Origin of the sequence: Paenibacillus ehimensis NBRC 15659 (genome assembly GCF_004000785.1) — a bacterium.
Taxonomy (GTDB): domain Bacteria; phylum Bacillota; class Bacilli; order Paenibacillales; family NBRC-103111; genus Paenibacillus_G; species Paenibacillus_G ehimensis.
In genome coordinates, this window is the sequence record NZ_BILX01000023.1 from 36,927 (window position 1) to 61,101 (window position 24,175).

The window sequence follows — 24,175 nt, forward strand, 5'->3', positions numbered from 1 at the left end:
CGCTTCTCAAGCTCAGTATTCCCAACCGGGACGATGCTCTAACGATTTCGCGAGATGGCATCGATTCTCCTTTGCCAAGGGAGGATGAGCCTCGCTGTAGTTCACATCGAATCCCCTTGACAAAATAAAAACACACTTCCGTCCCTTTCCGGAAGTGTGTTCGCGACTGGCTCGTATTTCGCTACGCTTCGGCTTCGACCGGGAACCAGCCCGGTACGGCCAAGATCATTTTCCAAAGCGAATCCGGGATGACCAAGGCTTCCTGATCGTTCTTGGACAGCGTCATGCGAAGCTCTTGCTCGCGTCCTTGCGCCACTTTGGCGACCCAATCCGGCTCGAGAATAAGCGCGCGGCCGATCGCGACGAGCGGAATTCCCGACTCCAGCGCCTGCACGGCGTCTTGAGCGGTGCGGATCGCCCCCACGCCGATTACCGGGACCCGGCCGCCGACCCGTTCCTGAATAAGCTCCAGGCGGGTTCGGGAATCGTCAGCCCCGCGCCGGGGTACGGACCGGAAGTCATTGAGCGAGATATGGAGATAGTCGAGTCCTTGGCCTGCAAGCACCTCGACAAAAGCCAACGTATCCGCCATCGTAATCCCCGGCGTTTCCGGTTCCTCAGGGGACAGCCGATACCCGACGATGAACGGCTCCTTCGCATGCTCGCGCACGACCCGCTGCACTTCGCCGATCAGCTCCAGCGGGAACGTCATGCGCTTCTCCAGCGTTCCGCCCCAACGGTCGGTGCGGCGGTTGGAGTGCGGGGAGAAAAACTGATGGATGAGAAATCCGTTCGCCCCGTGAAGCTCGACCCCGTCGAAGCCGGCTTCGATCGCCCGGCGGGTCGCTTCGCCGAACGCCCGGATGATACCGGTAATCTCCGAATCGGTCAGTTCGCGGGGCACGGCGGCCCCTTCCTTTTCTTCCGGGATCGCGCTTGCGCTCACGAGATCTCCGCCCGGAAGGCACTTGCGTCCGCCGTGAACGATTTGCAGAACCGCCTTGGCCCCTTCGCTCTTGATGGCGGAAGCAAGGCGGCTCAGTCCGGGAATCAGCTCGTCGCGGTCAACAAGTGCCGTACCCGGGAAGCTTCCGCCGGAGGTGACGCCGGCCGCGGCCGTGATCAGCATGCCAACCCCGTTGGCACGTCTCGCGTAGTACTTGATTTCCGCATCCGAAACGGACCCATCCGGCTGCGAAGCGGAATGCGTCATCGGCGCCATGGCGATGCGGTTTTTCAGTTCGATCCCATTCGGTAACGTAAACGGCTCAAGTAGTGGTTGAACGGATTTCGTCATTGCTGCATCTCCCTTACAATTGTTTAGTGTGCTTAGTATAGCAGACAATCCCTGCCAATTACCGTCAGGGATTGAGCTTCATCAAAATCGTCTCTTGCGGATACTCGGCGCGGCACCACCGAACCTTCTTCCATACGCCGGGATGTACGGCAGACTCGTCCTCCACCCGTTTGTAGCCAAACCGGCTGTAGAAAGACTCCAGATGGGCGAACGGAATGCAGTAGACGTGCGGAATCTCCCGCCGCCCAGCCTCCTCCACCAGCAAACCGACGATGGCGCTTGCCGCCTGTTTCCCCCGGAAGCGCTCCTGCACATAAATGCCGCCCATCTCGTATGTATCCTGCCCCATGTTGACCAAGCGGCCGACGCCGGCCATTTCCCCATTCCACTCGGCGATCACGATCATTTCGTTCCCGTAATCGGATGCGGCGAAGCCTACTTCCCGGTACTGCTCGTTCACCCACGGCATGTCTTCTTCTCGTGCGGCTCTCAAGGTTAACATGTTCGAATTCTCCTCCTTCACGGTAACATTATAGCACGGGCCGGCCTGCCGGGGCTTGTCCGAGAACAAGTTGCAGCTAAAGTTGCCGCAACCTGAAGTAAAAAGTAAAATTACTATAGAATAAGTAAGAAGGTGAATCGTTGATTCATCTACTAGGAGGGTTTGCCCGAACCATACGGAATGCATACGAGAGAGCATGCAGTGTGGGTGCAGGGCCGAATTAACCACCTATTACAAAGATCGTTTGGCGCTGCGGGTAAATAGTCCTACCCCTCAATTCAGCTATAAATCGCCGGCAATGCGCCAAACGGAACCGAAGCCACATTGAAGCGCGTGTGTAAATTATTGGAAATCAAAGCATTTCGAATGTAGGCAGCATGGCCCCGAAGCTGAAACGGGCTGTGAATTAATGTTATTCGAATATTGGGATTGTCTTACATTTATAAATATTTATTTATAAATTTTGGTAATAAAGTCATATTAATACATCCATTAAGGTGTGCTATCATTCTATTATATGGTATATAATTCCATATAATAGAATAATAGGAGAGTGAGTGTATTGAAAATGAAAAAAGTTGCAATTGCTGTCTCCGCTTTAGCTGCTTTGACTGTTTCGGCCTCGGCTTTTGCTCAGTCGACGGCAACCATCCCCGCTACGGCGGAACCCGGCACCATCATTACTTATGACGCACATAACAATGCCCAAATTAAAAACTTCGAATTCAAAGAAAACTCGGACCCAGCGGCCCAACCCGCCTCGGAATCGGCCAAAGTTTCCAATGGGCCCGCTTATGAAAAAGAAAACGCCATTGTTGCCCAAGTGAAGGAAGAGGCAAAATCGCTTCCTGTATTTAAGGTGCCAGATCCGGTACTGCCGGCTCCACAGCCCGGTATGATCGTTTACTATGACGGCATGGGGCTGCCTACGAAAGTTGTCGATGCTCAAGGAACAACCATCGGGCTGAGCAAATGGACACCCCCAAAAAATGGCACTTACGAGTGGAAATCAAACAAACTAACGATTACGGATAAGTACGTACTTGGTGAAGGTAATGTTACGTGGTATGACGGTGTTGGCCAAACAGGAGCTGACAACAAAAAATTAACAAATGATAATTGCGCAACCAAAATGGATTACGACAGACCTCCGTATAATACGGAAATCAGGGTGAGAAATTTGGATAACGATAAGGTAGCCAATGTGTACAAAGCCGATGTCGGCTCTTTACCCAATGCGGTTTTAGACATCATGCCTGACAAGATGAGCAAGGATTTCGGAGCAAAAGTGGATAAAAAGAAGAATACAGGCCGTTTTAACGGCAGAACGTATTACGAAAAGTAAAGGTCTCATTCTTTCATAAAACAGATAAGTGTCGGGATCGTACGTCCGGCACTTATCTGTTTTCCAAAACGACAGGAGGAACTTCATGAAGCGAGCGTGGTTTGCCGTCATTTTACTTCTAGTTGCTTCCCTGCTTCAAGCCTGCGCAGAGTCCCGTAACCAATCGATTTCTAATCCGGAGACGGAACAGTTTTTAGAGAAATCTAAAGAATCAACCTACCTCTCACTTACGGTGACCAATAAAAAATCAGAAAACCACTATTTTACATACGATCTTGAAACTAAAGTGCTGGAGGAAGCCGCCATTACTCCGGACACGGCACAATATCCCCTCGGCGCAGTAGATCGTGCACAGCAGCTTCTCTACTATGCCGAGCGTGATTCGACCGGCTCCGACCAGCTCTTCAAGTTGGATTTGAAAACAAAGCAAAAAGAGCAGCTTACAAAGAACCTTTTTGCCATAAATTATATGATTCCCGCTGGCAACTTAGTGATCTTGGCCGCCGCCTCAAAAGAGAAAAATTCGGTTCAGCCGGTTACCTTTAACACGGAAACAAAGCAGCTCAATTTCTGGTTTGGCGCTGAAGATGACGATACTTCCGTTGAAGATTTGACATTCAATCCTTACACAAGTCGCTTATATGCCACTCTGTTCTCAGCGCAAGAAGGCAGACGCAATAGTAAAAAAACAGCGGAAACCCAAGCAGACGACACGGTTCCGGCCGTTCACCGGGTCGTTGAATATGACTTGAATGGCAAGAGCCTGAGAGAACTTTATTCCGCACAGGAGAAGATCGTCAGGTTCCATGTTTCCAAAGATGCTAAGCAAGCTATCATGAGAAGCGCGCCCATGGTTTTCGAACGTCGGGAACTTTATTTGTACGACTTGGAGACAAAGAGGAGAGAAAAGCTGGACATCCCGGGAATCAGTACGGTATCCCATGCTGTAATAGCCCCGGACGAAAAAGGGCTTTTTATACTAGGGGTCCCAAATTCAATGGGGGAAGCTTCCAGCAGTATTGAAAAGTCGGGGCCTCCAAATGGATTATATTATTTTAATTTGGACACGCGCCAAGTGACGCCAATCTTTATAAAGGACGAGCATTATATTAATAACTTTGTCCTTTTAAAACAGTAATTTAAAATCACATAAAGTAAGTAAGGAAAGGGCCTCCCCTTTCCTTACGCAAAGACTCGTTGGATGGACTACGACCGGTTTCTCTTTACTCCATTTTGGCAGATTCCTGGTGCTTGTATTCCTTTTCCCAGAAGTCAGCGTTTGAGAGGCCGAGCTTTACCGGGTCAAAGACAGGGTCTTTGCCTTCTTTCTTCTGTCTTTCATAATCTTTCAGCACTTTCAATGCCGGCTTCGTGAGCAGAAGGATAGCGATAATATTCAACCATGCCATGCTTCCTACCCCGATATCCCCCAAGCCCCAAGCTAGATCCGCGGTTCTCACGCATCCGTAGAATGTGACGAACATGATCGCGATCTTGAGCGCATACTCGGACCAAACGCGCTTCACCGCACGGTTCAGGTAAGCCAAATTCGTTTCCGCCATATAGTAATAAGCCATGATCGTCGTAAATGCGAAGAAAAGAAGAGCAATCGCGATAAACGGAGCGCCGAATGCCGGGAAGATGGTTTCAACGGCTTTTTGTGTAAAGACAGGTCCCGGTTTGAGATCCGCCAGATTATTCACAATCGGAGCCGCGCCCTCAGGAGTTACGTTATACATCCCCGTCAGCAGAATCATAAAGGCCGTTGCGGAACAGACAAACCATGTATCGATATAAACGGAAAAGCCTTGAACCAGCCCTTGTTTGGCAGGATGGGAAACCTCCGCGGCGGAAGCGGCATGCGGCGCCGTACCTTGACCCGCTTCGTTGGAATAGACCCCGCGCTTCACCCCCCATAAAATGGCAGAGCCCATAATTCCGCCAAAAGCGGCATCGGCACCGAAGGCACTCGAGAAAATTAGGGAAATGACATGCGGCAATTGGTCCATATTGACGAACACAATGATCAAAGCGATCAAAATGTAACCTGCAGCCATAAAAGGCACGGCAACTTCGGCTACACGGGCGATCCTCTTAATACCGCCAAAAATAATGATACCGAGAATTAGAGCTAAAACGATCCCGGTAACAAAAGTATTAATCCCAAATGCATTTTCGATCCCGGCAGCGATACTGTTCGCCTGGACACCCGGCAAAAATACTCCTGTCGCAAAAACCGTTACAATGGAAAATAGGATGGCAAACCATTTGATTCTAAGGCCTTTTTCAATGTAATACGCCGGACCGCCCCGGAATTGGCCGTCCAACTTGGTTTTGTAGACTTGGCCAAGCGTCGCCTCCACGAAAGCGGAACTTGCTCCCAGGAAGGCCATCATCCACATCCAAAACACCGCGCCAGGCCCGCCGAACGCGATCGCCGTAGCTACACCCGCTATATTGCCTGTTCCCACCCGGCCCGCAAGCGCGATGCTTAACGCTTGAAAAGACGAAACACCGGATTCCGAGCTTTTGCCCTCAAACATCAATTTGATCATGTGGAAAAAGTGCCTAATTTGGAGGAAGCGGGTAGCTAATGAGTAAAATAATCCTACACCGAGGCAAAGGAAAATTAACGATTTACTCCAAATAATCCCGTTTAGCCAATCTACTAGTGCTTGCAAATAAAAGTTCCCCCTTTAAATTATTTACATGCTCATGCCTCGAAAATGTATGTAAACCCTTTCAATATGTTATATATATTTACACAATATAATATGACATCGCTGCAATGCAATAAGAAATTTGTGGTAGCGCTTACCATTAATGATTTTTCGCATGCTTTATTAGAATATGGCTTTTACCAGAAAATATAACTTTATTTTATGTTATATAATCTTACATTATCATCTGCAACGAATTCAACGGGGACCATGCCAATAACAACAAAATTTTAAGGTCATCCGATATTGATTAGCTCGGAGGATTTTTACGCAAGCCGTATCGCATGATCGAAAAAAAGACGGTCCGAATTTTAATTGCACCGGACCGCCTACACCAAATCCTGCAAAAACAACGTTGCATTCAAATAACGCTTGGCCAGAGATTGAAAGTACGAGGTCTGCACCGACACCATGGCGATAAAAATCGTATGGCTCAGCAGCTTTTTCTGCCCGTCGCTCAATCCTTCCACCGCCCCGGCGTATTCGTCGGCTTTTTGCTTGATTAAATGCTCCAGCATATGGTCATGGTTCCGCAGGCCGCTGTCATGTCCGGACAGGTCCAGCACCTGGTCGTTGTTCTGGTCGAGCTCCTCAAAGATCGAGGAGTACGCCGAGTACAGCCGCAGCGGGGAAACGACATCGTCGTCATCGTCGTCCGGGCGGTTGAAGACGAGCGTCAGCAGCTTGCGGATCGACTCGAAATCGAGCGTCGCCTTCAAATCGTCAATCATGAACAAGATCGCGGTTTGGTCGATTGAATATTTTTTCCCCAGCCTTGGCGAAGGAATGAGCGTCTTGAAATCGCGCTTCACCCAATTTTGCACCGAAGTGACCGAATACTGCGCGTATTCGATCTGATTGCCCAATGCAACGATATCGGTCAACGAGAAGCCTTCGTTCGTATGCTTCATCTTGATCAGCTTCTCGAAGATCGGCGGGAGCGAGGTGGCTACGAACGCCCCCAGCGTCTTGCCGTGCTCCATGTCCGACCGGTGCGATTTGGCCCAGGCCTCCTGCAGCGTAGCGAGCGGCGTCCGGTTCGTCTTTCCTGCAAGAGACATAAGCAAGCCGCCCATTTGTTTTCTCGTCAAATAAAAGGTTTCCATACACGAGCCCCTTTGCTCCACACAAGTTCATTTGAACTTATCTTAAGACTTTGTAGTGAGAATGTCAAAAAGCTCATCCGGCTAAGAATGAGCTTTCTCAGGCATTGTCTTTTTCGTTTCTGACGTTATTTCGCCGGGAATGCTTCAAAATGAGCTTTGTCATTCCATGGAAAAGATCGTAATATAAGTTCATAAGAACTCGTAACATAAAAGTTCTTTATGACGCTTTTGCCGTGGAGACAAACAGGCTACACTAGAAGGACAAGGTCGCGCGGCAGGAAGTGCATCAAACTCGAAAACGATGAGGAGAGCAAACGATGGGATTATGGGCTTTACTTAAAAAAGGGAACACTTCTTCCTTAATGGCGGCGCTTGGAAATACGGCAGTCGCGGCAGCCAAAGGAGTCGCCGCAGCGCTTAGCGGAAGCGGCGCCATGTTCGCGTCAGCCATGCACTCCGTAGCCGATGCGATCAACCAGGGGTTTGTATTTGCCGGAAGCGTGCTCGCGGAAAAGCAGCCGACCCGGCGGTTTCCCACCGGCTTCGGCCGTGTGATCAATCTGTTCTGCATGGTCGCGGTCATGGTCGTTTCCTTCATGGCTTACGAAACGATACTGGAAGGCTTTCATCTGCTGGCCCACCCGGCGGAAGCTTCGAATTTCTGGCTGAACTTTGCCATCCTGCTGATCGCTATCCTCATCGACGGTGCCATCCTGTGGAAGGCGATGAAAGAAATCGTCCGCGAAGCGCGGGTAGAAGCCAAAGGACTTGCAATCGTCCCGGCGGCATTTCGGAACGTCGGACGGTCCGCCCCTCCTACCCGGCTGGTCTTCTATGAAGATATCGTCGCGACGCTGGGCGCGGCTCTTGCCTTAATCGCGGTCATCGTAACGCAGCTGTCGGATTTCAAAATGCTGGACGGAATCGCCACGATCCTGATCGGACTGCTCATGGTCGGCGTGGCGTTCAAGGTCGGCTATGACAATATGGTAGGCCTGATCGGCGTAGCCGCGCCGAAAGATGTGGAGGACCGGGTCGCCGGCCTGCTGCTGGCGGACCCGGATGTCCGGGACATTAACCGGCTCCGCATTCTGCAGGAAGGCCGGACGTATCACGTCGACGGCTACGTGGAGCTCCGCGTCGGCCTGACGCTGGCGGACGCCGACGATATTAAATTCCGCTTAAGAGCGACTCTGCTGAACGATCCGGACATTACCGACGTTACGTTAGGCATTCTCGAAGACAACGGCGTCCGGGACTGGAGACCTGAGCTTAATCCTTAAACGTCGCGGTACAGAATTTGGTCGATGATGCCGTAAGCCATAGCTTCCCGCGCATCCATAAAATAATCCCGCTCGGTATCGCGTTCAATCGTATCCAAGGGCTGCCCGGTATGTGCCGCGAGCAGCCCGTTCAGTTTGTCGCGAAGCTTGAGAATTCTTCGGGCGCTGATTTCAATGTCCGAAGCCTGGCCTTGAGCCCCGCCAAGGGGCTGATGAATCATGATTTCGCTGCTTGGCAGCGCATAGCGCTTCCCCTTCGTGCCGCCGGACAAAAGAAACGCGCCCATCGAGGCGGCAAGTCCGATGCATAACGTGCTCACATCGGCCTTGACATGCCGCATGGCATCGTAGATGGCGAGGCCTGCCGCAATCGATCCGCCGGGACTGTTGATATACAGCTTGATTTCTTTATCCGGATCGTCCGCATCCAGAAACAAGAGCTGTGCGATGATCGCATTCGCCGTTTCGTCCGTAACCGGTCCGGTCAGAAACACGATCCGGTCCTGCAGCAGCCTGGAATAAATATCGTACGCCCGTTCTCCACGGCCGGTTTGCTCGACGACATAAGGAATCAAATGCATGAAACGTTCCTCCTTCGGTTATCGATAGTTAAAGCTGTAATCGACACGATACTTTTTCTCCCAATCCTCGAAATCCCCGCTTCGCTGTCTGATGATCGGTGGAAGGATAACGTATTCGCTTGCCTTTTCGGCAGCTCTGTCCTGAAGCCTGCATTGCAGCGCCTTCACCCGTTCGACTACCTCCTTGTCAACCGGCCACTCTTCCGCCTCGTCCTCCGTTTTTAACTCCAAGGAGACGCCATGAACCGCACGGATTTGCGTTTCCCCGTCCTTGAATTCCAAGACGATCCCAATTTCCGCCCTGCCGCAAACGGCCGCCTCCTTCGTGTACAGTTCGAGAAGGACATCATGATCCTTAGGCGAATCCCCAAGTAAAATAACACCGCAGTTGGTTTCCGGGCAGCCGTTCAAGTTTGGGGCTCGATGCACGCCTTGAGGCAGATCAAGCGTCAACCGGATATCCGTGATGCTCCCGGCATGCGGCAGCTCGAAACGGACCCATAGATGATTCATACCTTCCTCATGCTCCATTGCTTGCTTTGCGAGCCTGGCGAGGATCATAGCCGGTTCTCCCCTTTCACGACGTCCGTAACGGCCGCGATAATTTTTCGTTTCAGCTCGCCCGAGGCATGCGGCCCCATTGTTATGTACACATCCTCGCTGATCCGGAAGGTCTCGTTCTCCAGCACGCGCTCCGGGCGGTACATGTCCATGCTCTCCCCGATCCGCCTGATTTCGTCCAACGGTAAATCCTTCAGCCTCTCCTGGATGGCGGCAAGCGTTTCCCCGGTCTTGGAGAGCGTCAGAACCGCGCGAAAATAATGCAGGTGCTTATCCGTATAGACGCGTTTGTTGCCTGCCAGTTCAAGCGGAGGAACGATCCCGATCTGGGTGTAATAGCGCACGGTCCGAAGGTTGATCCCCGGCTCGTCCTGTTGGAGCAGCTCCGTGATTTGCTTGGCTGTGTAGCCGTTCATCCGATCACCCCATAACACTTTAGTGTCAGTTTTACAGTTTACTGTAACATATGCAGTTGACTGTAATTATATCCGCTGGAGCGCAAAATAGCAACGAAGAAATTTCCCGTGGCCGGACGAAAAAAAAGCGTGCGAGCTCGTGAACCGAGTTCATACGCTTTGGCTGCGCATCGCGTGCAGGCCCGATTTTCATTGTCAATCCGCCGGAGGAATGAGATAATAATGGTCGTTCCTCATTTTGCCGACGAAAGCGCGGGATCTCACGATGGCTATGTCGTATTTTCTATTGTTCTATTTCGTCATTTACATGGGCAATGCCATTTACGGGACGTACCTTCCCGTTTACTTCCAGTCGATCGGCGCGACGCCGACCCAGATCGGGGCGCTGCTCAGCGTCGGTCCGTTCGTCGCCGTCCTCGCTCAGCCGCTGTGGGGCGCCGTCGGGGACCGGGCCAGGACGAAAAATGCCGTCCTCGGCTGGCTGATCGTCGGCAGCGGAGCGATGATTCTGCTGTTCCCCTTCTCCGAAGCGTTCCTGTATTTGCTTGTCGTCGTCTGCCTGTTTACGTTTTTCCAAACGTCCATCTTCGCCTTGAGCGACGCCATCACGCTGGAAGAATTGGAGAAGCACAAGCGCTGGTCGTTCGGCCCGATCCGGCTCGGCGGCACTTTTGGCTTCGCGGTCATGTCCATCACCTTCGGCTGGATCGCCAAGGATCATATCGGCTATTTGTTTTACGCGTACGCCTTGGTCATGCTGGTGTCGCTAATGCTGCTGGCAAAGTTCCCCAAGGTATCGGGGTATCAGTCGGCCGGCAACAAAATGCAGGTATGGGTGCTGTTCAAAAACCGCAAGCTCGTCACCTATCTGGCGATTAATCTGGTGCTGCAAATTACGATGGGGTATTATTATACGTTTTTTCCGGTGTACTACAAAGAAATGGGCGGCGACAGCGTGCTGCTCGGCTGGTCGATGGTCATTTCGTCCCTGAGCGAAATCCCGTTTCTGCTGTTCGCCTCCAAGATTATGAAGCGCGTTCGCATGACGCATATTTTGCTTTTGTCGAGTCTGGCGGCCATGGCCCGCTGGTTCATCTTCTCGTTCACGGACAATCCGTACTGGGTGCTCCCCACACAGCTGCTTCACGGGCTTATCTTTATCGTGCTGACCGTCACGATGGCGATGTATATCAACCAGGAAGTGCCGAAGGAGCTCAAAGCGAGCGGCCAGACGCTGAACGGGCTGCTGAATCTGGGCCTTGCCCGGATCATCGGCAGCTTCTTGGGCGGCTATGCGAGCGAGGCGTACGGCATGCGAAGCGTCTTTGTGTTCAACGGCTGGGTCGCCGCCGCCTGCGCCGCAGCGATCGTCATCATCAGCTTAAGGCAAGCCCGTTCGGAGCAGGCCCTCGACGCCTGAAGCATTATCCTTGTCCTCTCCAGTCCTGTCCGGACGCCGTTTCGCGCCAACGGCTGCGAATCGCTTGCAGCTGCGCTTCCGGCAGGACTCCTTTCCCCGCCAGCTCCGCGTTCCGCACCCAGCGGTCCGGGTTCGCCGTGCCGACAATGGCCGTGCTTACTCCCGGAACGCTCAGCGTGAACCGCAGAGCGATTTCGACCGAATGCTCCAAATCCTCCTGCAGAAAGTCGTAACGAAGCTTCTGTAACCGCTCCCAATATGGCTCATGGTAAGCCGAAACGGGCTTCTCGCCGGTCCGCCAGGCGACATTTGCGAGCGGTCTCTTGGCGATAACGCCCATCCTTCGCTGAACAGCTTCCGGTATCGTGAGCTCTACCGCTTCCTGATCCGCAATGTTAACCGACGTTTGCAGCGTATCGAACGCCCCGCAGCGGATGGCATAGAGCGCCGCTTCGCGGTCGCCGCTGTAGCCGATATAGCGCGCTTTCCCCGCCTCGCGCGCCCGCTGAAGCACCTCAATGACGTCCCCTTGCCTCAACAATTGTTCCGAGCAGCTGTGCAGCTGGATCAAGTCGATATAATCCGTCTTCAGACGCTTCAAGCTGCGGTCGATGCTTTGGGCGAGCAGATCCGGGTCCCAGTCCGGAATGGCAAAGCCGGAGGCATGTCCGCACTTCGTGAACAAATAATAATCCTTCCGGCGGTGCCCGACCGCTTTCCCGATCAGCTCCTCGCTGCCTTTATAGCATTCCGCCGTATCGATAATATTCAGCCCCTCATCCAGCGCCGAATCGAGCAACCGCTCCACGGTCGAGACGGAGGCGCCTTCGAACCCAATCTCCGCTCCGCCGAATCCAAGCATGCTGACCTGCATGTCCGTATTTCCCAACTGACGTCTTTCCATGGCTTGTCACTCCTTCGTTTCGGATTAACCTTATCTTAACAAATATTTACTCCTTTGTAAGCCGCAAGCGGGCAGAATAACAAAAAGCCGGCCGACCCTGCGGTCGAACCGGCTTCAATGAAGCTCATCCCTTCTGCACTCCGGTACCTGTCGCACGCATCGCCAGCCTTCCTTTCAGCGAGCTCAGCGTGAACAGCAGCAGCGCGCTCCAGATCAGGCAGAAGCTGATCAGGTGCACGGTCGTGAACGGCTCGTCGTATAGAGCGACGCCCAGAATGAGGCTAATGGTCGGAGCCAAATATTGCAGGAATCCGACGGTCGTCAGCGACAGCCTCTGAGCGGCTTGGGCAAACCACAGCAGCGGCATCGCCGTGGCCACTCCCGACAGCGCCAACAGCAGCTGATAGTCCGCGCTTAACGACGATGTCGTCGATTGGCCTGTCATCCCGACGACAAGCAAATAAACGGCGGCCACAGGCAGCACGACCACCGTTTCCCCGGCAAGGCTAACCATCGGCTCGAGATGCATCTTCTTTTTGACGAGCCCGTACACTCCGAAGCTCAGCGCCAAGGCCAACGATATCCAAGGAACCGATCCGTAGCTAAAGGTCAGAACGGTTACCCCCGCCGTGGCAAGGGCCATCGCCGCCCATTGCACTACGCGGAGCCTTTCGCCCAAGAAGCAAACCCCAAGCAGCACGCTGATCAGCGGGTTGATATAATAGCCCAGACTCGTTTCGACAACGCGGTCATGGTTGACGGCCCAGATGTAGATAAGCCAGTTGAGGCTGATCAGCAGGGAGCACCCTATCATCGGCAAAACATTTTTGCGCTCGGAAAAAGCGCTCTTCAACGCCTTCCAACGGCCGCCGATCAACAGCAGCAGCGCAACGAATACGAAGGACCACACCACGCGGTGACCTAATATTTCTCCCGAGGATACGGAAATGAAAGTTTTCCAAAACAACGGCAAAAGGCCCCAGGCAAGGTAAGCCAGCAGCCCGTAAATGATCCCAGCATTCACGTTTCTCTCTCCTTCTCTATCTCTACGTCTTCGGAATAGCTAAAGACCTAAGTATACTCCCGAACCGAGTATCCGGCAAGCACGAGTGATGAACGATGCGTTCTATCGGGCCTGCCTGCGGATCCGTTTATCGATAAAATAACATAAGGCAATGCAGGCAAAAGCGACCGCTAACAAGGGAAAAACCGCCTCGTATAAATCCATAGAAAGAAATCCGGTTATGGTGTGAATGAAAGTTGCAATCATCCGATCATCTCCTTTTCTGGTTTGGTTCCGGCTTCGGCAATCAATCGCTTGCTCAGGATGTACCAACGGTCCGTATCTCCGGGGTATGCTTGTTCTTCGCGCATCATCCGATAGACAAGACCGGGCTCTTCCGGAGCCGCTTCCCTGATCCGAATGGACATGCGATCACCGGCCTTATCTTTTCAGGTGCCTATGGATGTGATTATAACGGAAATTCAAGTTATTGGAAACAAGTAAAAAGGAGACTTCCCATCTCCTTCCAAAATGAGATGCAAGACTCCTCTTTCTTCCTCTATCCAAGCACATCTGTTACAAGCGAAAGGGTTAATAACAAGCCCATGATACCGCCTGCCGCAATGGCCCACCCTCGACGGCTTCGTTCCGCGGCCGACGCGACCGACCGGTAATACAGCACGGCCCCGATCAAGACCAATGCGGATTCCAGGACGATGCTGACCGTCGGGACCTGCCACAAGCCGAGTCCGAGCAGCGGAAAGGCGCCTGCATTCCCCGGAAAAAGAGGCATGTCGGCCCGGTGTACGAGCAAATCGAGCAGCCAATGGCTGAATACGACCGAGCCGACCGCTACACCTCCCCGTCTCCCCCACAGCTTTCCGGCTCCCCAACCGGCGAGAAACGCAAGCAGCAAGGCTCCGACAAAGGAGTGCGTGTAATCCGCGTGAATCAAGCTTCCTCCGTAGCCTTCGCCCGCGACCGCCTCCAGCGTCTCCGCCCCTGACAATAAGAGGGGCACAAAGACAATGTCCAGCAGCTGCGTACTGAGCATAAGCGCCCATAGCGGAACGTTCGGGGTCTTGGCCTTCACTGCCGCGGCTAGTCCGAAATGACCTGCGAACATGACCTAGCCCTCCTTTTTCGGGTATGTGCGTGCTTTGGCGTCCAGCCACCCGCATCCAAGCGTGAATAAAAGCACGAAGACGATAAAGCTCATGCCGGTTTCCTCCTTCTTAATCCCGCTTCGACTCTGCTTTCGCCCTTCGCTTCATCTCGTGCAGACCCGCAAGAAAGGTGTCGAGAAGCAGCCGGAAGCTGACGTCGAGATCGAGCGGCATCCCGAACCCGCCGCGCTGCTCAAGGGAGGAGAAGCCGTGTAGAAGGCTGCGCAGTCCGCGTACGGCATGCAGCGCCGCTTCGTCCTTCAGCTCGTAGGCCTGCAGCGCGCGGACAACGAGATCGACCGTTTCGCCGGCCAAGCGCCGCACCTCTGCGTCCTCCGGGTCGGGAGCGCGGAGCGTCGCATCGTACAACCCCGGATGCGCGCGGGCAAACGCCACGTAGGCCTTGCCTAACTCGCGGACCGCATCGTCTCCCGAGCGGCCGACAACAGCCTGCGTCATGACATGCAGAAGCTGCTCCAAGCCGTGGACGGCCAGCTTGCTGCGCAGCCCGCTTAATCCGTTCACATGGTTATAAAGGGAAGGGGATCGGACGTCCAGCTTCTGCGCGAGCGAAGCCAGCGTGACTTCCTCCAGGCCGCGGGCATCCGCAATTTCAACTGCGGCTTGCAGAATGGCAGGCAGATCGAGACCGATTCTTGGCGACATCGTTACACGCTCCTTTTCGCAACGAGGGGCAGATTGCGTTCGGCGTCGGCAATGGCGCGGTCGATCGCTTTTCCGGGCTCGCCGAGCATGCTCCCGTGCCCTACGGCCAGCAGCGAAGGCCGATGCTCGCGAAGCTTGCGGGCGCTCTCCAGCGCAAGCTCCTTGCTCCAGGTAGCCATCGCCGGGAACGGGAACCAAGGCCGGACTTGACCCGACACGGCGATGCCGCCTCTCGTCTGGAACGCGTCACCGGCAATCAATGCCCGGTTGCGGGTGTCCAGAAAAGCCATCGAGCCCGGCGTATGTCCAGGGGCCGCCACAGCCAGCAGCGAGCCGACCCGGTCGCCGTCCTGAAGCAGCACGTCGGCGCGCGTACGCACGTTCTTCGGCACGCCGCCGCGGACCGGGGCGTCCGGCTCGCCCGGGTCCAGCGTAACATCGCCTGTCAGCAGCCGCGCATCCCGCGCGGAAATATGCACCGGGACGCCGGGCAGCGCTTGCTTCAGCTTATCGAGCGCGCCGACATGATCGTCGTGCGCGTGGGTTAAGACAATGCGTGCAATCGGCTTCCCGATCGTATTGGCCGCTTGAAGGATGCCCTTGGCACTATACGGCAGCGCCGCATCGATCAAGGTCAACCCGTCGTCCTCTTCGACAAAGTAACAATTTACCGGGAAAAGCCGCGGCATAAACGTCAGTTGGTAGACGGTCCGTTCTTGTTTGATTTGCATCGTTATATCTCCCCTTAGTCAATTAACTAATATCATTAGTTTTATAATAACTAATACCATTAGTTTTTGCAAGTCTATTTTATTCTGGCGGATGAAAAACAAAAAAAACAGTTACCTTTTGGAAGATAACTGTTTCCTTATGGCCCAAGCCCGAATCAAGCCGAGGATTTGCACGCCGCAGACGAGCGGCCCGGCCGCCCGTATCACTGCTCGGCATCTTATGCGACCCTGTACCGCTTCTTCGTCCCCATGCAGCTTACCTATATGATTCGATCCCGTCGCGAAAGGCTTCGGGGTCGTCGTTCTCCAAGCCGAACAGCGCTTCCTGCAGCGCAAACGTTCCTTGATAAAATTTCACCCGGTCCAGCAGCCCTTCAATGTCCGGATCAGCCTCGATCATATGCTGCAGAAACGGCTCCCCGTAGGAAGCAAGCAGCCCCGCATAATCTACCGCCGGGTCGCCCGGACCCGACGAACCGAAATCGAGAATGCCGCTAATTTCGCGCCGCCGCGGATCATAAAGGATGTTGGAGCCCCCGAAATCGCCGTGAACGAGCACCGGCGCTACTTGAAAGTTGGACCCGTTGCCGAGAAAGCTTGCAAAGTGCCGCTCCGTCCACCGCTGCGCTTCCCGGCTCATGTAAGGATACAGCTTGGCACGAATGCGCTCGAACAGGTCCGCCCACTCGCGGTACCCGTCATACTCCGGCCCGGATTCTTCCAATGCGCCGGCGGGCACGCCGTGCAATGCCTTCAAAAAGGCGGCAAGCTGCCGGGCAAGCCCGCGAATCATCGGAACGCCGCCGTTCTCCAGTTCCTTCCATTGTCCGTCAAGTAACGGTTTCCCGGGAATTCTCGGATAGCCGACAAACACGCTGCCGATCCGCTCGGATTGGAGATTCCATTTCGCCGGGACTGGAACCGGGATCGACACCCGCTCCCTTACGATCTTCAGAAGACGGACTTCGTAGCGAAGCCGGCCGATCCCTTCCGCATATTTGGGAAATCGGAAAATCCACTCGCCATTGACCAGCAGCACGTCGTTGTTTTGACCGGACTCAATCGCCTCGACCTCGCGCAAAGGCAGCTCGGGACAATCGCGCCGAAGCGTTTCCAAATATAAAGCTTTATTTTCCATATTAATCGAATCCCTGGCCGCCAAAGCTGCGCCCGTTTCAAGCTTCCGCCGGCTTGGTCGCCCGGATTGAGAACAGCATCGGGATAAACTCCTTCCCCTTCAATCTCCACCAGCCGTCCTCGCCTCTCTCCATCTGCCCCGGAAATTTCTCGTACATGCAGAAGGGAAACTCATGCACGAATTCGATGTGCAGCCCGGCTTGAATCAGCGCGGTCACGATGGAGCCCAGCGAATGCGCCCACTCGTAGGTGACGGTATTGCCGAGCTTGGCGCTCCGGTCGGCATATGTGCCCTCAAGATCAAGTACGATCGCTTCGCCTTCGAAATACGAATAAACCATGCGCAGCTCTCCGTCGACGATTTCGAAAACATCGGCAAGCGGATGACCTTCGGCAATATAAAAGGTGCCGCCGGGCTTCAGCTTCTCATAGATGATTTCCGCCCACCGGGTCAGGTCCGGCAGCCAGCATAGGACGCCGTAAGACGTGAACACGATGTCGAATGTCTCCTCCGGCAACGCCTGAGGCACATCGTACACATTTGCGCATACGAACCGGGCGTCCAGCCCCAGCTTGTCGTTCAGCGAGCGGGCAAGCTTAACCGCTTCCTCGGCAAAATCGACCCCGGTCACCCGCGCTCCGAGCCTGGCCCAAGACAAGCTGTCCTGGCCGAAATGACACTGCAGATGAAGCATCGACTTCCCCGCCACTTCGCCCAATTCGTCCAGCTCGACCGAGAGGAGAGACGAACGGCCGGCAAGAAACGACGCCACGTCGTAAAACTCGGATTGCTCATGCACCGGCGTCCGGTCGTTCCAGTTGTCCCGATTTTTGTTCATTCCGTATTCCATATGGAAAACTCCTTCCAGATTACGATCCTTTCCATCCTATCGCGATCCGAAAGCAGGAGTAAATACCCAATTTAGTTAAAGCTAAAAAATCCGTCCTGCCTTATCTGCGTGTCCTTCCGCCCTACTCGGTCAACGGATCGACTTGAACGGCGGCTTGCTTGCCGCTAACCTGGATGCCCGTCTTCTTGCGTCCGCTCGCGGCCAAATCGTTCAACAGCGATTCAAGCAGCGCTTTGGCTTGCGCCCCTTCCTTGCCTTGAATCCGCACGACAAATTGAACAGAATCCCCGGATTTCAAAATCCGCTCCGCCTGCTGCTTCTTCGTCTCGTAATCGTGCTCTTCGATCTGCGGCGTCAGACGAATTTCCTTCAGCTTCGGCGCCTGCTCGCGCTTCCGGGCTTGCTGCGCTTCCTGTTTCGCCGTCCCGGCGCGGACCAGCTTGCACGGCGGCGGACTGCTCATGAGCGAGGTGCAGACCAGGTCGACCTTGAGCTTCCGGGCCATGGCCAGCGCCTCGGCAGTAGGAACAATGCCGAAATCTTCGCCGTCGACGCCGGTCAAATGAACCTCGGACGCTTTAATTTTTTCGTTAATAATCATTGTGAACCCACCTGAACTTTCGATATAATGAACCCATCTTACCGCTTAGAAGGAGATTTTTCAATGAACCGCAAAGAAATCGAAGAGCAAGTCATCCGCAATTATCGGCGGGACGAAAATATGATGATTCTCGCGTTCGCCCAGTGGTGTATAAACCACGACCTCGATCCCGTCGTATTGTATGAGCGCGCCTATCCGCAGCAGGAACCGAACGCCGCGCTGCAGCAGGCGCTGGAGCTAACCGTACCGAAGGAGGAAGCCGGGGAAGTGCCGGACGATACGCTGCTCGGCGTGCTGTCCATGTTCGGCAACGAAGAGCTGGCCTTCGTCGTGACGCAAGAAATCGCGAAGCGCCAAAAGTCCGGAAGGTAGCGTCCGGCACCGCCGGAGTCACAGCTTGGGCCTGCCGCTCGCAGGCTCGCAGCCGGCGTATTCCTTCATGACTGCGAAAACTCGCTGAAGCCCCCCTCTCAACGGCCGCAGGAACAAAAAGCACTCCCGCTGCTGTGGAAACGTATTTCCATCACTCCCCGACCACATCAGAGGAACGATCCCATCCCCTGGACAACCGCTCTCAATCGCTCGCCGCCATAGAGGAACTGCCATGCCTTATGTCATTCATTCAGCCGCTCCCTGTGCAAATAGAGGAACTGACGTTCGCCAAAAGCCCTCTTCCAAGGACGATAAACATTTTTCGACACAGTTAAAGCATCCTGCTTCCTCTATGCTCCGAAGAACGATCCGGTGTTCCGCTTAACGCATCGCAGTTCCTTTATTTTTCAACAGCACCGCTTTCAGCCTCACGCACTTATCCTCTGCACCCACTTGTCATATCCGCACACCCGAACCCCAACATAGCCTCAGACCCGGAAGCTCATCCTATCCTAGCTGCAGCCCCACAAAAGGTATCCATTACATACAAAAAAGACCGGCTTCGATGGAATCCGGTCCTTTCGGCATGTCCGCCGATGGCTGGCGGAGCGAGGCGAATCAGCTTAAGCTTTGGTTCACTCGTTCGACAATCTGATCGGATGTCATGCCTTGAGCATTGATAACGGAAGCTTTGGTTGCGGTTTCCGCGATGCCCAGCACGTCCTTGTCCTGTCCGGAAATAACGCAGCAGTCGCAATTTTGCAAATTCGCGTTATCGACGGACACGACTTCGTGCCCGTTCTGCTGCAGCGCGTCCTTTACATCCTGCAAGCTGTTTTCCACTGCAATTCTCGCCATGATCTTCCCTCCTTATCCAGATTGTAGTATACCGAGCACCGGCTTCTTTTATTCGCCGTCGCGTGCCCTCCTCTTCCGCTCGACAACCTCGTCCGCATCGGTCAAGCTGTCGACCAGATGGGAAAGCAGGCTTTCCATATCGCCGATATGGCTTTCATCAATTTTACGAATAAACTCGATATGTATCCGGTAAGCGCCCGTTTCATCCGAACGCCCGCCTGCCGAACGTCCGGAGCCGTCGTCCGGAACGAATTCCGCCGACCTTTCGTGACGGATCCGGGCTTCCTCCGCCCACCGTTCCTCCATGGCCCGGTGCAGCTCCGCCGCGTGCTCGCAATGGCTGAGCGGCATGTCCAGTCTGAGCGCCAGCTTGGCGCCGGGCCGATCGCCCGGTTCGACGAGCCGGAACCGTTCCCCGGCGAAGTCGGACAACACGCTGGTCATGCTGATTTCCGCTTGGCAGCAGCCTTCGTCGCGTTGAATGCGCATGCTGAATATCCGTTTCATGCTGGCCAGATCGATGAAATCCTCCCGGCCGATGACCCGGATCGTTTGTTCCGCATCCAAATCGTACAAATGTCCTTCGAGCACTACTTTTAAATTGTCGAATATCGTCGGGTCAAACAAGGTACCTTCCCCTTTCGCAGCATGGCCTTACGCCTGCGGCAAATGGCGGATATCCAGCACGTCGCCCTGAGCGAACCGTCCGCCCTCCACCACATGCAGGATTCGCTCTGCCGCCTCATCCGGCGTATACAGTCCGCCCGTTTGCTTCAGCCCCACAAAGCGCTCCACCTCCGGGAAGCGGCCCGGCTCCGTCCCGCGGATCAGCTCCTGCATGCCCGTATCCACGACGCCCGGCGCGATCGAGACGACCTTCACTGCCTGCGGCCCGTCGCCTTGCTCCAGCCCGACGCAGCGCGTCAGCATATCCAGCCCTGCCTTGGTTGCGCAGTAGCCGCTCCAGCCGGAATACGGCTTTTTCCCCGCGCCGGAAGAAATATTGACGATCGTTCTGGCCGTCGAGACAGGCCAATCCTTCGTCGCCCGGATAAAAGCGGACATCAGCAGCATCGGGGTCAAAAGATTGACGTGCATCTGCTCGGTCAGCGTGAGGCTATCGGCCTGATCCAGCGGCATAATCGGCTCCAGCATCCCCGCGTTATTGATCAGCGTGAGGGCGTCGAGCGGCTCCTTTTCCAACGATCGGACGATGGTTGCGATCAGCGCCTCAATCCCGTCCGGGCGTTTCAGATCGTATGCGTAATGCTCGGCCTCGTTCCGCCCCGCAGCTCCGTCCGCACGGTCGCCGGCATCCGCCGCATCCGCAGCGGTCCGTGAAATTCCGATGACGCGGTGCCCGGCAGCAAGCAGGCGGCGGGTCAAAGCCAGTCCTAACCCTTTGGAAGCGCCGGTTACAACATAACCTTTCATCTAGGATGCTCCTTCCACAAAAAACTCCCCTTCCAGCCCGCCGTGATGCGCCTCGCAGCAGCAGCACGTTAACCTGAAGGGGAACCTCGTAATGGTCCTACTCCTATTGTACCATTGATTGGATTAAATTTCAGCTTTTGCTGCACGCCGCACTGCCAGCTTGTGCCGGATATCGCCGCCGATCAAGCTGGCTGCATCCCATGTCGCATGCCGGACGAACAATCCCGCCTTTCCGGACAGAATCAGGTTCATCCCCCATAGGCGCATCCAGAACAAGCCGTCCTCGGGACCCAGCCCGATGCAGTACAGCGGCATGAACGAACGATGCTTCGGCCCTTCCTTCCCTTCCAAATCGGCCGCTATAATCTTCGCAAGCCGCTGCGCCTGCGGAATCGCCTCTTTGCAGGTCATCGCGTCCTCTTGACCGGTACGGGGGTCGAGGATTCGCGCCCCGTCGCCGATCGCGTAAATGTCCCTTGTCCCCTTAACGCGGTAATGGGCATCTACGGTCAATCTGCCGTCGGCTTCCGTCGGCAGGCCGAGCTGCTTCAGCACCGGATTCGGCTCAAGTCCCAGCGTCCATACGCATACCCCGGCGGGCAGCCTGGATCCGTCGCTCAAATGAAGCACGCCGTCCGCATGCTTCGTGCCCCGAACGCCGTACAGCACGTTCACCCCGATGCGGTTCAGCCTGCTCTCGACCCTGCGTCCGACGACGGCGGGGGCATTGTCCACCAGCCGCTTCCCCGAATGCACGAGATGCACCCCGGCCAAACGGGGATCGAGCCCGGCCTGCTCCGCCTCCCGCTTCAGCCAATAAGCGATTTCCGCCGAAGCCTCCATCCCCGTGATGCCGCCGCCGACAACCGTTACGGACAGCAGGCTTTTTTGCCGCGAGGGCTCCCGCTCCAACCGCGCCTGTTCCACCTTCCGCTTGAGCTCGCTCCGGATTTGTTCGGCGGCTGCGACGCTCGTCAGCGGGATGCCTCCCTGCTCGGGCGGAGGCGAGACGACAAGGCTGCCCAGCGCAATGACCAGCCGGTCGTAGGGCATAGCGCGGGTCGTGCCGTCCGCATAAGTCACTTGAATCGTACGGTGGCTCGCCTTCACGGAGGTTAGCGCAGCGGTAATGCAGGTCACCTCATCGCCAAAATAGCAGGAGAACGGCACCCGAAGCTCCGGCTCTCCGACGGCCGCCTTAAACAGCAGCACCTTTCTCAGGTGGTATGGCTCCTTATCTATCAGGATCAAACGAATCTGTTGTTTGGCACGGGCATATTGCTTTTGCAGCGCCCTGACCGCATTCAGACCGGCGTAGCCTCCGCCGACGACTATAATTGTTTTACTTTCCATGGTGGACCATCCTCTCGCGTCTTTCTCGCTCTCCACCCTTATGGCGAACGAAAGGGCCGGTTTGTGACAGCCCTCGCGAAAAAAACGCAAAAAAGGCCAACCGGGCAAAATCCGGTTGACCTGTCGCGGGCCGCATCCCCTGACCGGGATTCCGGCATGCCTGTAGCCGCTGAGCGCAAGGCGCGGTTACGGCTTCATCAAATCGTCTGCGGTAATCCCATCTTCGACGGCGAATTCAAAATCGTACACGTCATACACTTGAACGGGAACCTCGGCCTGAATGATTTTCTCCATCAATTCAAGCTGGTCCGTCAAAATAGGCGCATTCTCCCGCAGGGAGGTCAGCACGACCTCGGTTTCGATCGGATCGAACGATTCCCCGTATTGGGCATTGTCTATGGCGTTGATGACCGTAAACGTCACGTTCTCGTTGATCGGCAGCGGGGGACTCGGACGCCATGGTGCGGCTAGCGCGCGCTCCAGCTTCTTCTTATTGAACGAGTCGTCGAAAAAGGCGATGAGCTCCCCGATCTTTCCTTTGACATGAGCATCGTCATCCGCATCCGGCATGACCGGTTCGGGGCTGTCTTTCATCTCGTATAATTCCAATATCGTCGAATACGGAATCAAATATTCCACCGGGCGGCTTGGCGCCATGAGTTCGCCATATACGGCCACAAGCACCGCCTCGATAACAAAACGCCGGGACATTTCCAATTCCCCCCTATAGTGATGCGTCCGTTCCTAAGTCCGGCCTACATTCTTTCATATCACAATTGGGAATAAAAGTCCAACTTTGCAGACGTTCTCGCGCCTTGCCCGCTTTTTCAATTCTGACCCTGTAAGAGTCGCGAATCCGGTGCTATAATAGAGCAATGTGCCTGTCACCGATCGTTATGAAATGGAGAGGTAACCTGATGAATGCTGCAAAACGTTTTCCCGTTCCTTTGCCGCTGCTTCTTGTGATCGGCATCGTTGCGATTTCTTTTTCAGCGATTTTTGTCCGCTGGTCCCATGCTTCGGCTTCCGTCATCGCGATGTACCGGCTGCTGCTGACCGCGGCGATTTTGCTGCCTTTGCTGCTGCGGTACCGCCGCGAGGTAGCGCAGCTGCGCCTAAACGACTGGGCGGGCTTGTTCTGGTCGGGCGTTGCGCTCGGCCTCCATTTCTTGTTCTGGATGGAATCGCTCAACCTGACGACGGTCGCAAGCTCGACCGCAATCCTCTCGCTGGAGCCCGTCTTCGTCCTGATCGGCGCTTGCCTGTTCCTCGGCCAACGGACGAACCTGCTGGCCGTGCTCAGCATGGCGGTCGCGATTCTGGGAGCGGCTATGATCGGTTGGGGCGACTGGGGGCTGACCGGAGAAGCGCTGCTCGGCGACCTGCTGTCCCTGCTCGGAACGGCGGCGATGGCCGTGCAAATCCTGCTGGCCAAAAGCATGCTGAAGCGGATTCCCGCCTTTGTCTTCAGTTTCTTCGTCTTTGTGCTGGCCGCGCTGGTGCTCGCCGTTTATAATTTGGCGGCAGGGTTGCCTTTTACCGGCTACGACTCGCGGGAATGGGGCATCTTCCTGCTTCTGGCCGTCGTTCCGACGCTGTTCGGCCACTATTTGTTCAACTGGCTGCTGAAGTATATGCGACCCGAATCCGTATCGATGAGCGTCCTCGGGGAGCCGCTGGGCGCGACGATTCTGGCTTACCTGCTGCTTGGCGAGAGCATTACATGGATGCAAGCCGCCGCCGGCTTCGTCCTGTTGTCCGGGGTATGGATGTTCCTCCGCTCGAACGAGCGGGAAGCTGTCGCCGCCCAGACCGGCAGGACAGAGATGACCTAACGCACAAAAGCCGCTGCTTCCCGGAAACCCGAG

The 24,175-nt window shown here is 55.0% G+C and carries 27 protein-coding genes; 6 read left to right on the forward strand and 21 right to left on the reverse strand.

Features of this window, described 5'->3' with window-relative positions:
- Positions 1-181: 181 nt before the first annotated feature.
- Together PEH01S_RS15225 and PEH01S_RS15230 are read right to left on the reverse strand one after the other, a co-directional pair.
- A complete protein-coding gene (locus PEH01S_RS15225; RefSeq protein ID WP_025850598.1) occupies positions 182-1,297 on the reverse strand; it encodes an NADH-dependent flavin oxidoreductase in 1,116 nt (371 codons plus the stop codon).
- A 64-nt stretch (positions 1,298-1,361) separates the two neighbouring features.
- Positions 1,362-1,799, reverse strand: a complete 438-nt coding sequence (locus tag PEH01S_RS15230) for a GNAT family N-acetyltransferase (RefSeq protein ID WP_164827859.1) — start codon at positions 1,797-1,799, stop codon at positions 1,362-1,364.
- Between the two features lie 562 nt (positions 1,800-2,361).
- Between PEH01S_RS15230 and PEH01S_RS15235 the strand changes: the two genes are divergently transcribed.
- Positions 2,362-3,144: a hypothetical protein gene (locus PEH01S_RS15235; protein ID WP_127486432.1), complete on the forward strand. Its 783-nt coding sequence runs from the start codon at positions 2,362-2,364 to the stop codon at positions 3,142-3,144.
- Between the two features lie 85 nt (positions 3,145-3,229).
- Positions 3,230-4,282 (forward strand): hypothetical protein, encoded by a 1,053-nt coding sequence (locus PEH01S_RS15240; protein ID WP_127486434.1) that lies wholly within the window; start codon positions 3,230-3,232, stop codon positions 4,280-4,282.
- A gap of 85 nt (positions 4,283-4,367) precedes the next feature.
- On the opposite strand, the gene PEH01S_RS15245 is transcribed toward PEH01S_RS15240, so the two are convergent.
- Together PEH01S_RS15245 and PEH01S_RS15250 are read right to left on the reverse strand one after the other, a co-directional pair.
- Positions 4,368-5,825, reverse strand: a complete 1,458-nt coding sequence (locus PEH01S_RS15245) for an alanine/glycine:cation symporter family protein (protein ID WP_127486436.1) — start codon at positions 5,823-5,825, stop codon at positions 4,368-4,370.
- Positions 5,826-6,193: 368 nt separating this feature from the next.
- Positions 6,194-6,970 carry a DUF1836 domain-containing protein gene (locus PEH01S_RS15250; RefSeq protein ID WP_127486438.1) on the reverse strand — a complete coding sequence of 259 codons (777 nt, stop codon included), beginning with the start codon at positions 6,968-6,970 and terminating at the stop codon, positions 6,194-6,196.
- 317 nt (positions 6,971-7,287) lie between these two features.
- Between PEH01S_RS15250 and PEH01S_RS15255 the strand changes: the two genes are divergently transcribed.
- Positions 7,288-8,253, forward strand: coding sequence for a cation diffusion facilitator family transporter (locus PEH01S_RS15255; RefSeq protein WP_127486440.1), 966 nt, complete (start codon positions 7,288-7,290; stop codon positions 8,251-8,253).
- On the opposite strand, the gene clpP is transcribed toward PEH01S_RS15255, so the two are convergent.
- From clpP to PEH01S_RS15270, 3 genes are read right to left on the reverse strand one after another with little or no spacing between them, the layout of a single operon-like run.
- Positions 8,250-8,834 (reverse strand): ATP-dependent Clp endopeptidase proteolytic subunit ClpP, encoded by a 585-nt coding sequence (gene clpP, locus PEH01S_RS15260; protein ID WP_127486441.1) that lies wholly within the window; start codon positions 8,832-8,834, stop codon positions 8,250-8,252. The two genes, PEH01S_RS15255 and clpP, sit on opposite strands and share 4 nt — an antisense overlap.
- A gap of 18 nt (positions 8,835-8,852) precedes the next feature.
- Positions 8,853-9,347, reverse strand: coding sequence for a hypothetical protein (locus tag PEH01S_RS15265; protein WP_127486442.1), 495 nt, complete (start codon positions 9,345-9,347; stop codon positions 8,853-8,855).
- 44 nt (positions 9,348-9,391) lie between these two features.
- On the reverse strand, positions 9,392-9,811 hold the full coding sequence (locus PEH01S_RS15270; RefSeq protein ID WP_127486443.1) for a MerR family transcriptional regulator: 420 nt from the start codon (positions 9,809-9,811) through the stop codon (positions 9,392-9,394).
- A 265-nt stretch (positions 9,812-10,076) separates the two neighbouring features.
- On the opposite strand from PEH01S_RS15270, the gene PEH01S_RS15275 reads away from it, so the two are divergent.
- Complete coding sequence (locus tag PEH01S_RS15275) at positions 10,077-11,231, forward strand: MFS transporter (RefSeq protein WP_025850608.1); 1,155 nt, start codon at positions 10,077-10,079, stop codon at positions 11,229-11,231.
- Positions 11,232-11,235: 4 nt separating this feature from the next.
- Here the strand turns inward: PEH01S_RS15275 and PEH01S_RS15280 are convergent, their stop codons facing one another.
- The 9 genes from PEH01S_RS15280 to infC form a co-directional block, all read right to left on the reverse strand.
- Entirely contained in the window at positions 11,236-12,135 is a 900-nt protein-coding gene (locus PEH01S_RS15280) for an aldo/keto reductase (protein WP_127486444.1), read from the reverse strand.
- A 124-nt stretch (positions 12,136-12,259) separates the two neighbouring features.
- Positions 12,260-13,159, reverse strand: coding sequence for an EamA family transporter RarD (gene rarD, locus PEH01S_RS15285; protein WP_127486445.1), 900 nt, complete (start codon positions 13,157-13,159; stop codon positions 12,260-12,262).
- A gap of 242 nt (positions 13,160-13,401) precedes the next feature.
- On the reverse strand, positions 13,402-13,566 hold the full coding sequence (locus tag PEH01S_RS34615; protein WP_161782264.1) for a hypothetical protein: 165 nt from the start codon (positions 13,564-13,566) through the stop codon (positions 13,402-13,404).
- Positions 13,567-13,697: 131 nt separating this feature from the next.
- Positions 13,698-14,264 (reverse strand): metal-dependent hydrolase, encoded by a 567-nt coding sequence (locus PEH01S_RS15290; protein ID WP_025850611.1) that lies wholly within the window; start codon positions 14,262-14,264, stop codon positions 13,698-13,700.
- A gap of 109 nt (positions 14,265-14,373) precedes the next feature.
- Positions 14,374-14,970, reverse strand: coding sequence for a TetR/AcrR family transcriptional regulator (locus PEH01S_RS15295; RefSeq protein ID WP_025850612.1), 597 nt, complete (start codon positions 14,968-14,970; stop codon positions 14,374-14,376).
- Positions 14,971-14,972: 2 nt separating this feature from the next.
- Complete coding sequence (locus PEH01S_RS15300) at positions 14,973-15,701, reverse strand: MBL fold metallo-hydrolase (RefSeq protein ID WP_025850613.1); 729 nt, start codon at positions 15,699-15,701, stop codon at positions 14,973-14,975.
- 256 nt (positions 15,702-15,957) lie between these two features.
- A complete protein-coding gene (locus PEH01S_RS15305; protein WP_127486447.1) occupies positions 15,958-16,839 on the reverse strand; it encodes a phosphotransferase family protein in 882 nt (293 codons plus the stop codon).
- Positions 16,840-16,876: 37 nt separating this feature from the next.
- Positions 16,877-17,689 (reverse strand): class I SAM-dependent methyltransferase, encoded by an 813-nt coding sequence (locus PEH01S_RS15310; RefSeq protein WP_127486450.1) that lies wholly within the window; start codon positions 17,687-17,689, stop codon positions 16,877-16,879.
- Positions 17,690-17,810: 121 nt separating this feature from the next.
- Complete coding sequence (gene infC / locus PEH01S_RS15315; protein WP_127486452.1) at positions 17,811-18,290, reverse strand: translation initiation factor IF-3; 480 nt, start codon at positions 18,288-18,290, stop codon at positions 17,811-17,813.
- A 63-nt stretch (positions 18,291-18,353) separates the two neighbouring features.
- Between infC and PEH01S_RS15320 the strand changes: the two genes are divergently transcribed.
- A complete protein-coding gene (locus PEH01S_RS15320) occupies positions 18,354-18,662 on the forward strand; it encodes a hypothetical protein (protein WP_127486454.1) in 309 nt (102 codons plus the stop codon).
- A gap of 618 nt (positions 18,663-19,280) precedes the next feature.
- Here the strand turns inward: PEH01S_RS15320 and PEH01S_RS15325 are convergent.
- From PEH01S_RS15325 to PEH01S_RS15345, 5 genes are all read right to left on the reverse strand, one after another.
- Positions 19,281-19,520 carry a YkuS family protein gene (locus PEH01S_RS15325; RefSeq protein WP_025850618.1) on the reverse strand — a complete coding sequence of 80 codons (240 nt, stop codon included), beginning with the start codon at positions 19,518-19,520 and terminating at the stop codon, positions 19,281-19,283.
- 48 nt (positions 19,521-19,568) lie between these two features.
- Positions 19,569-20,147 carry a hypothetical protein gene (locus PEH01S_RS15330; protein ID WP_025850619.1) on the reverse strand — a complete coding sequence of 193 codons (579 nt, stop codon included), beginning with the start codon at positions 20,145-20,147 and terminating at the stop codon, positions 19,569-19,571.
- A gap of 27 nt (positions 20,148-20,174) precedes the next feature.
- Positions 20,175-20,954, reverse strand: a complete 780-nt coding sequence (locus PEH01S_RS15335; RefSeq protein ID WP_025850620.1) for an SDR family NAD(P)-dependent oxidoreductase — start codon at positions 20,952-20,954, stop codon at positions 20,175-20,177.
- A gap of 123 nt (positions 20,955-21,077) precedes the next feature.
- The gene (locus tag PEH01S_RS15340) at positions 21,078-22,307 is read right to left on the reverse strand and encodes an NAD(P)/FAD-dependent oxidoreductase (RefSeq protein WP_127486456.1); all 1,230 of its coding nucleotides are present in this window, start codon (positions 22,305-22,307) and stop codon (positions 21,078-21,080) included.
- A 186-nt stretch (positions 22,308-22,493) separates the two neighbouring features.
- Complete coding sequence (locus tag PEH01S_RS15345; RefSeq protein ID WP_127486458.1) at positions 22,494-23,018, reverse strand: ADP-heptose synthase; 525 nt, start codon at positions 23,016-23,018, stop codon at positions 22,494-22,496.
- Between the two features lie 206 nt (positions 23,019-23,224).
- Between PEH01S_RS15345 and PEH01S_RS15350 the strand changes: the two genes are divergently transcribed.
- Entirely contained in the window at positions 23,225-24,142 is a 918-nt protein-coding gene (locus PEH01S_RS15350) for a DMT family transporter (protein ID WP_127486460.1), read from the forward strand.
- Positions 24,143-24,175: the final 33 nt, after the last annotated feature.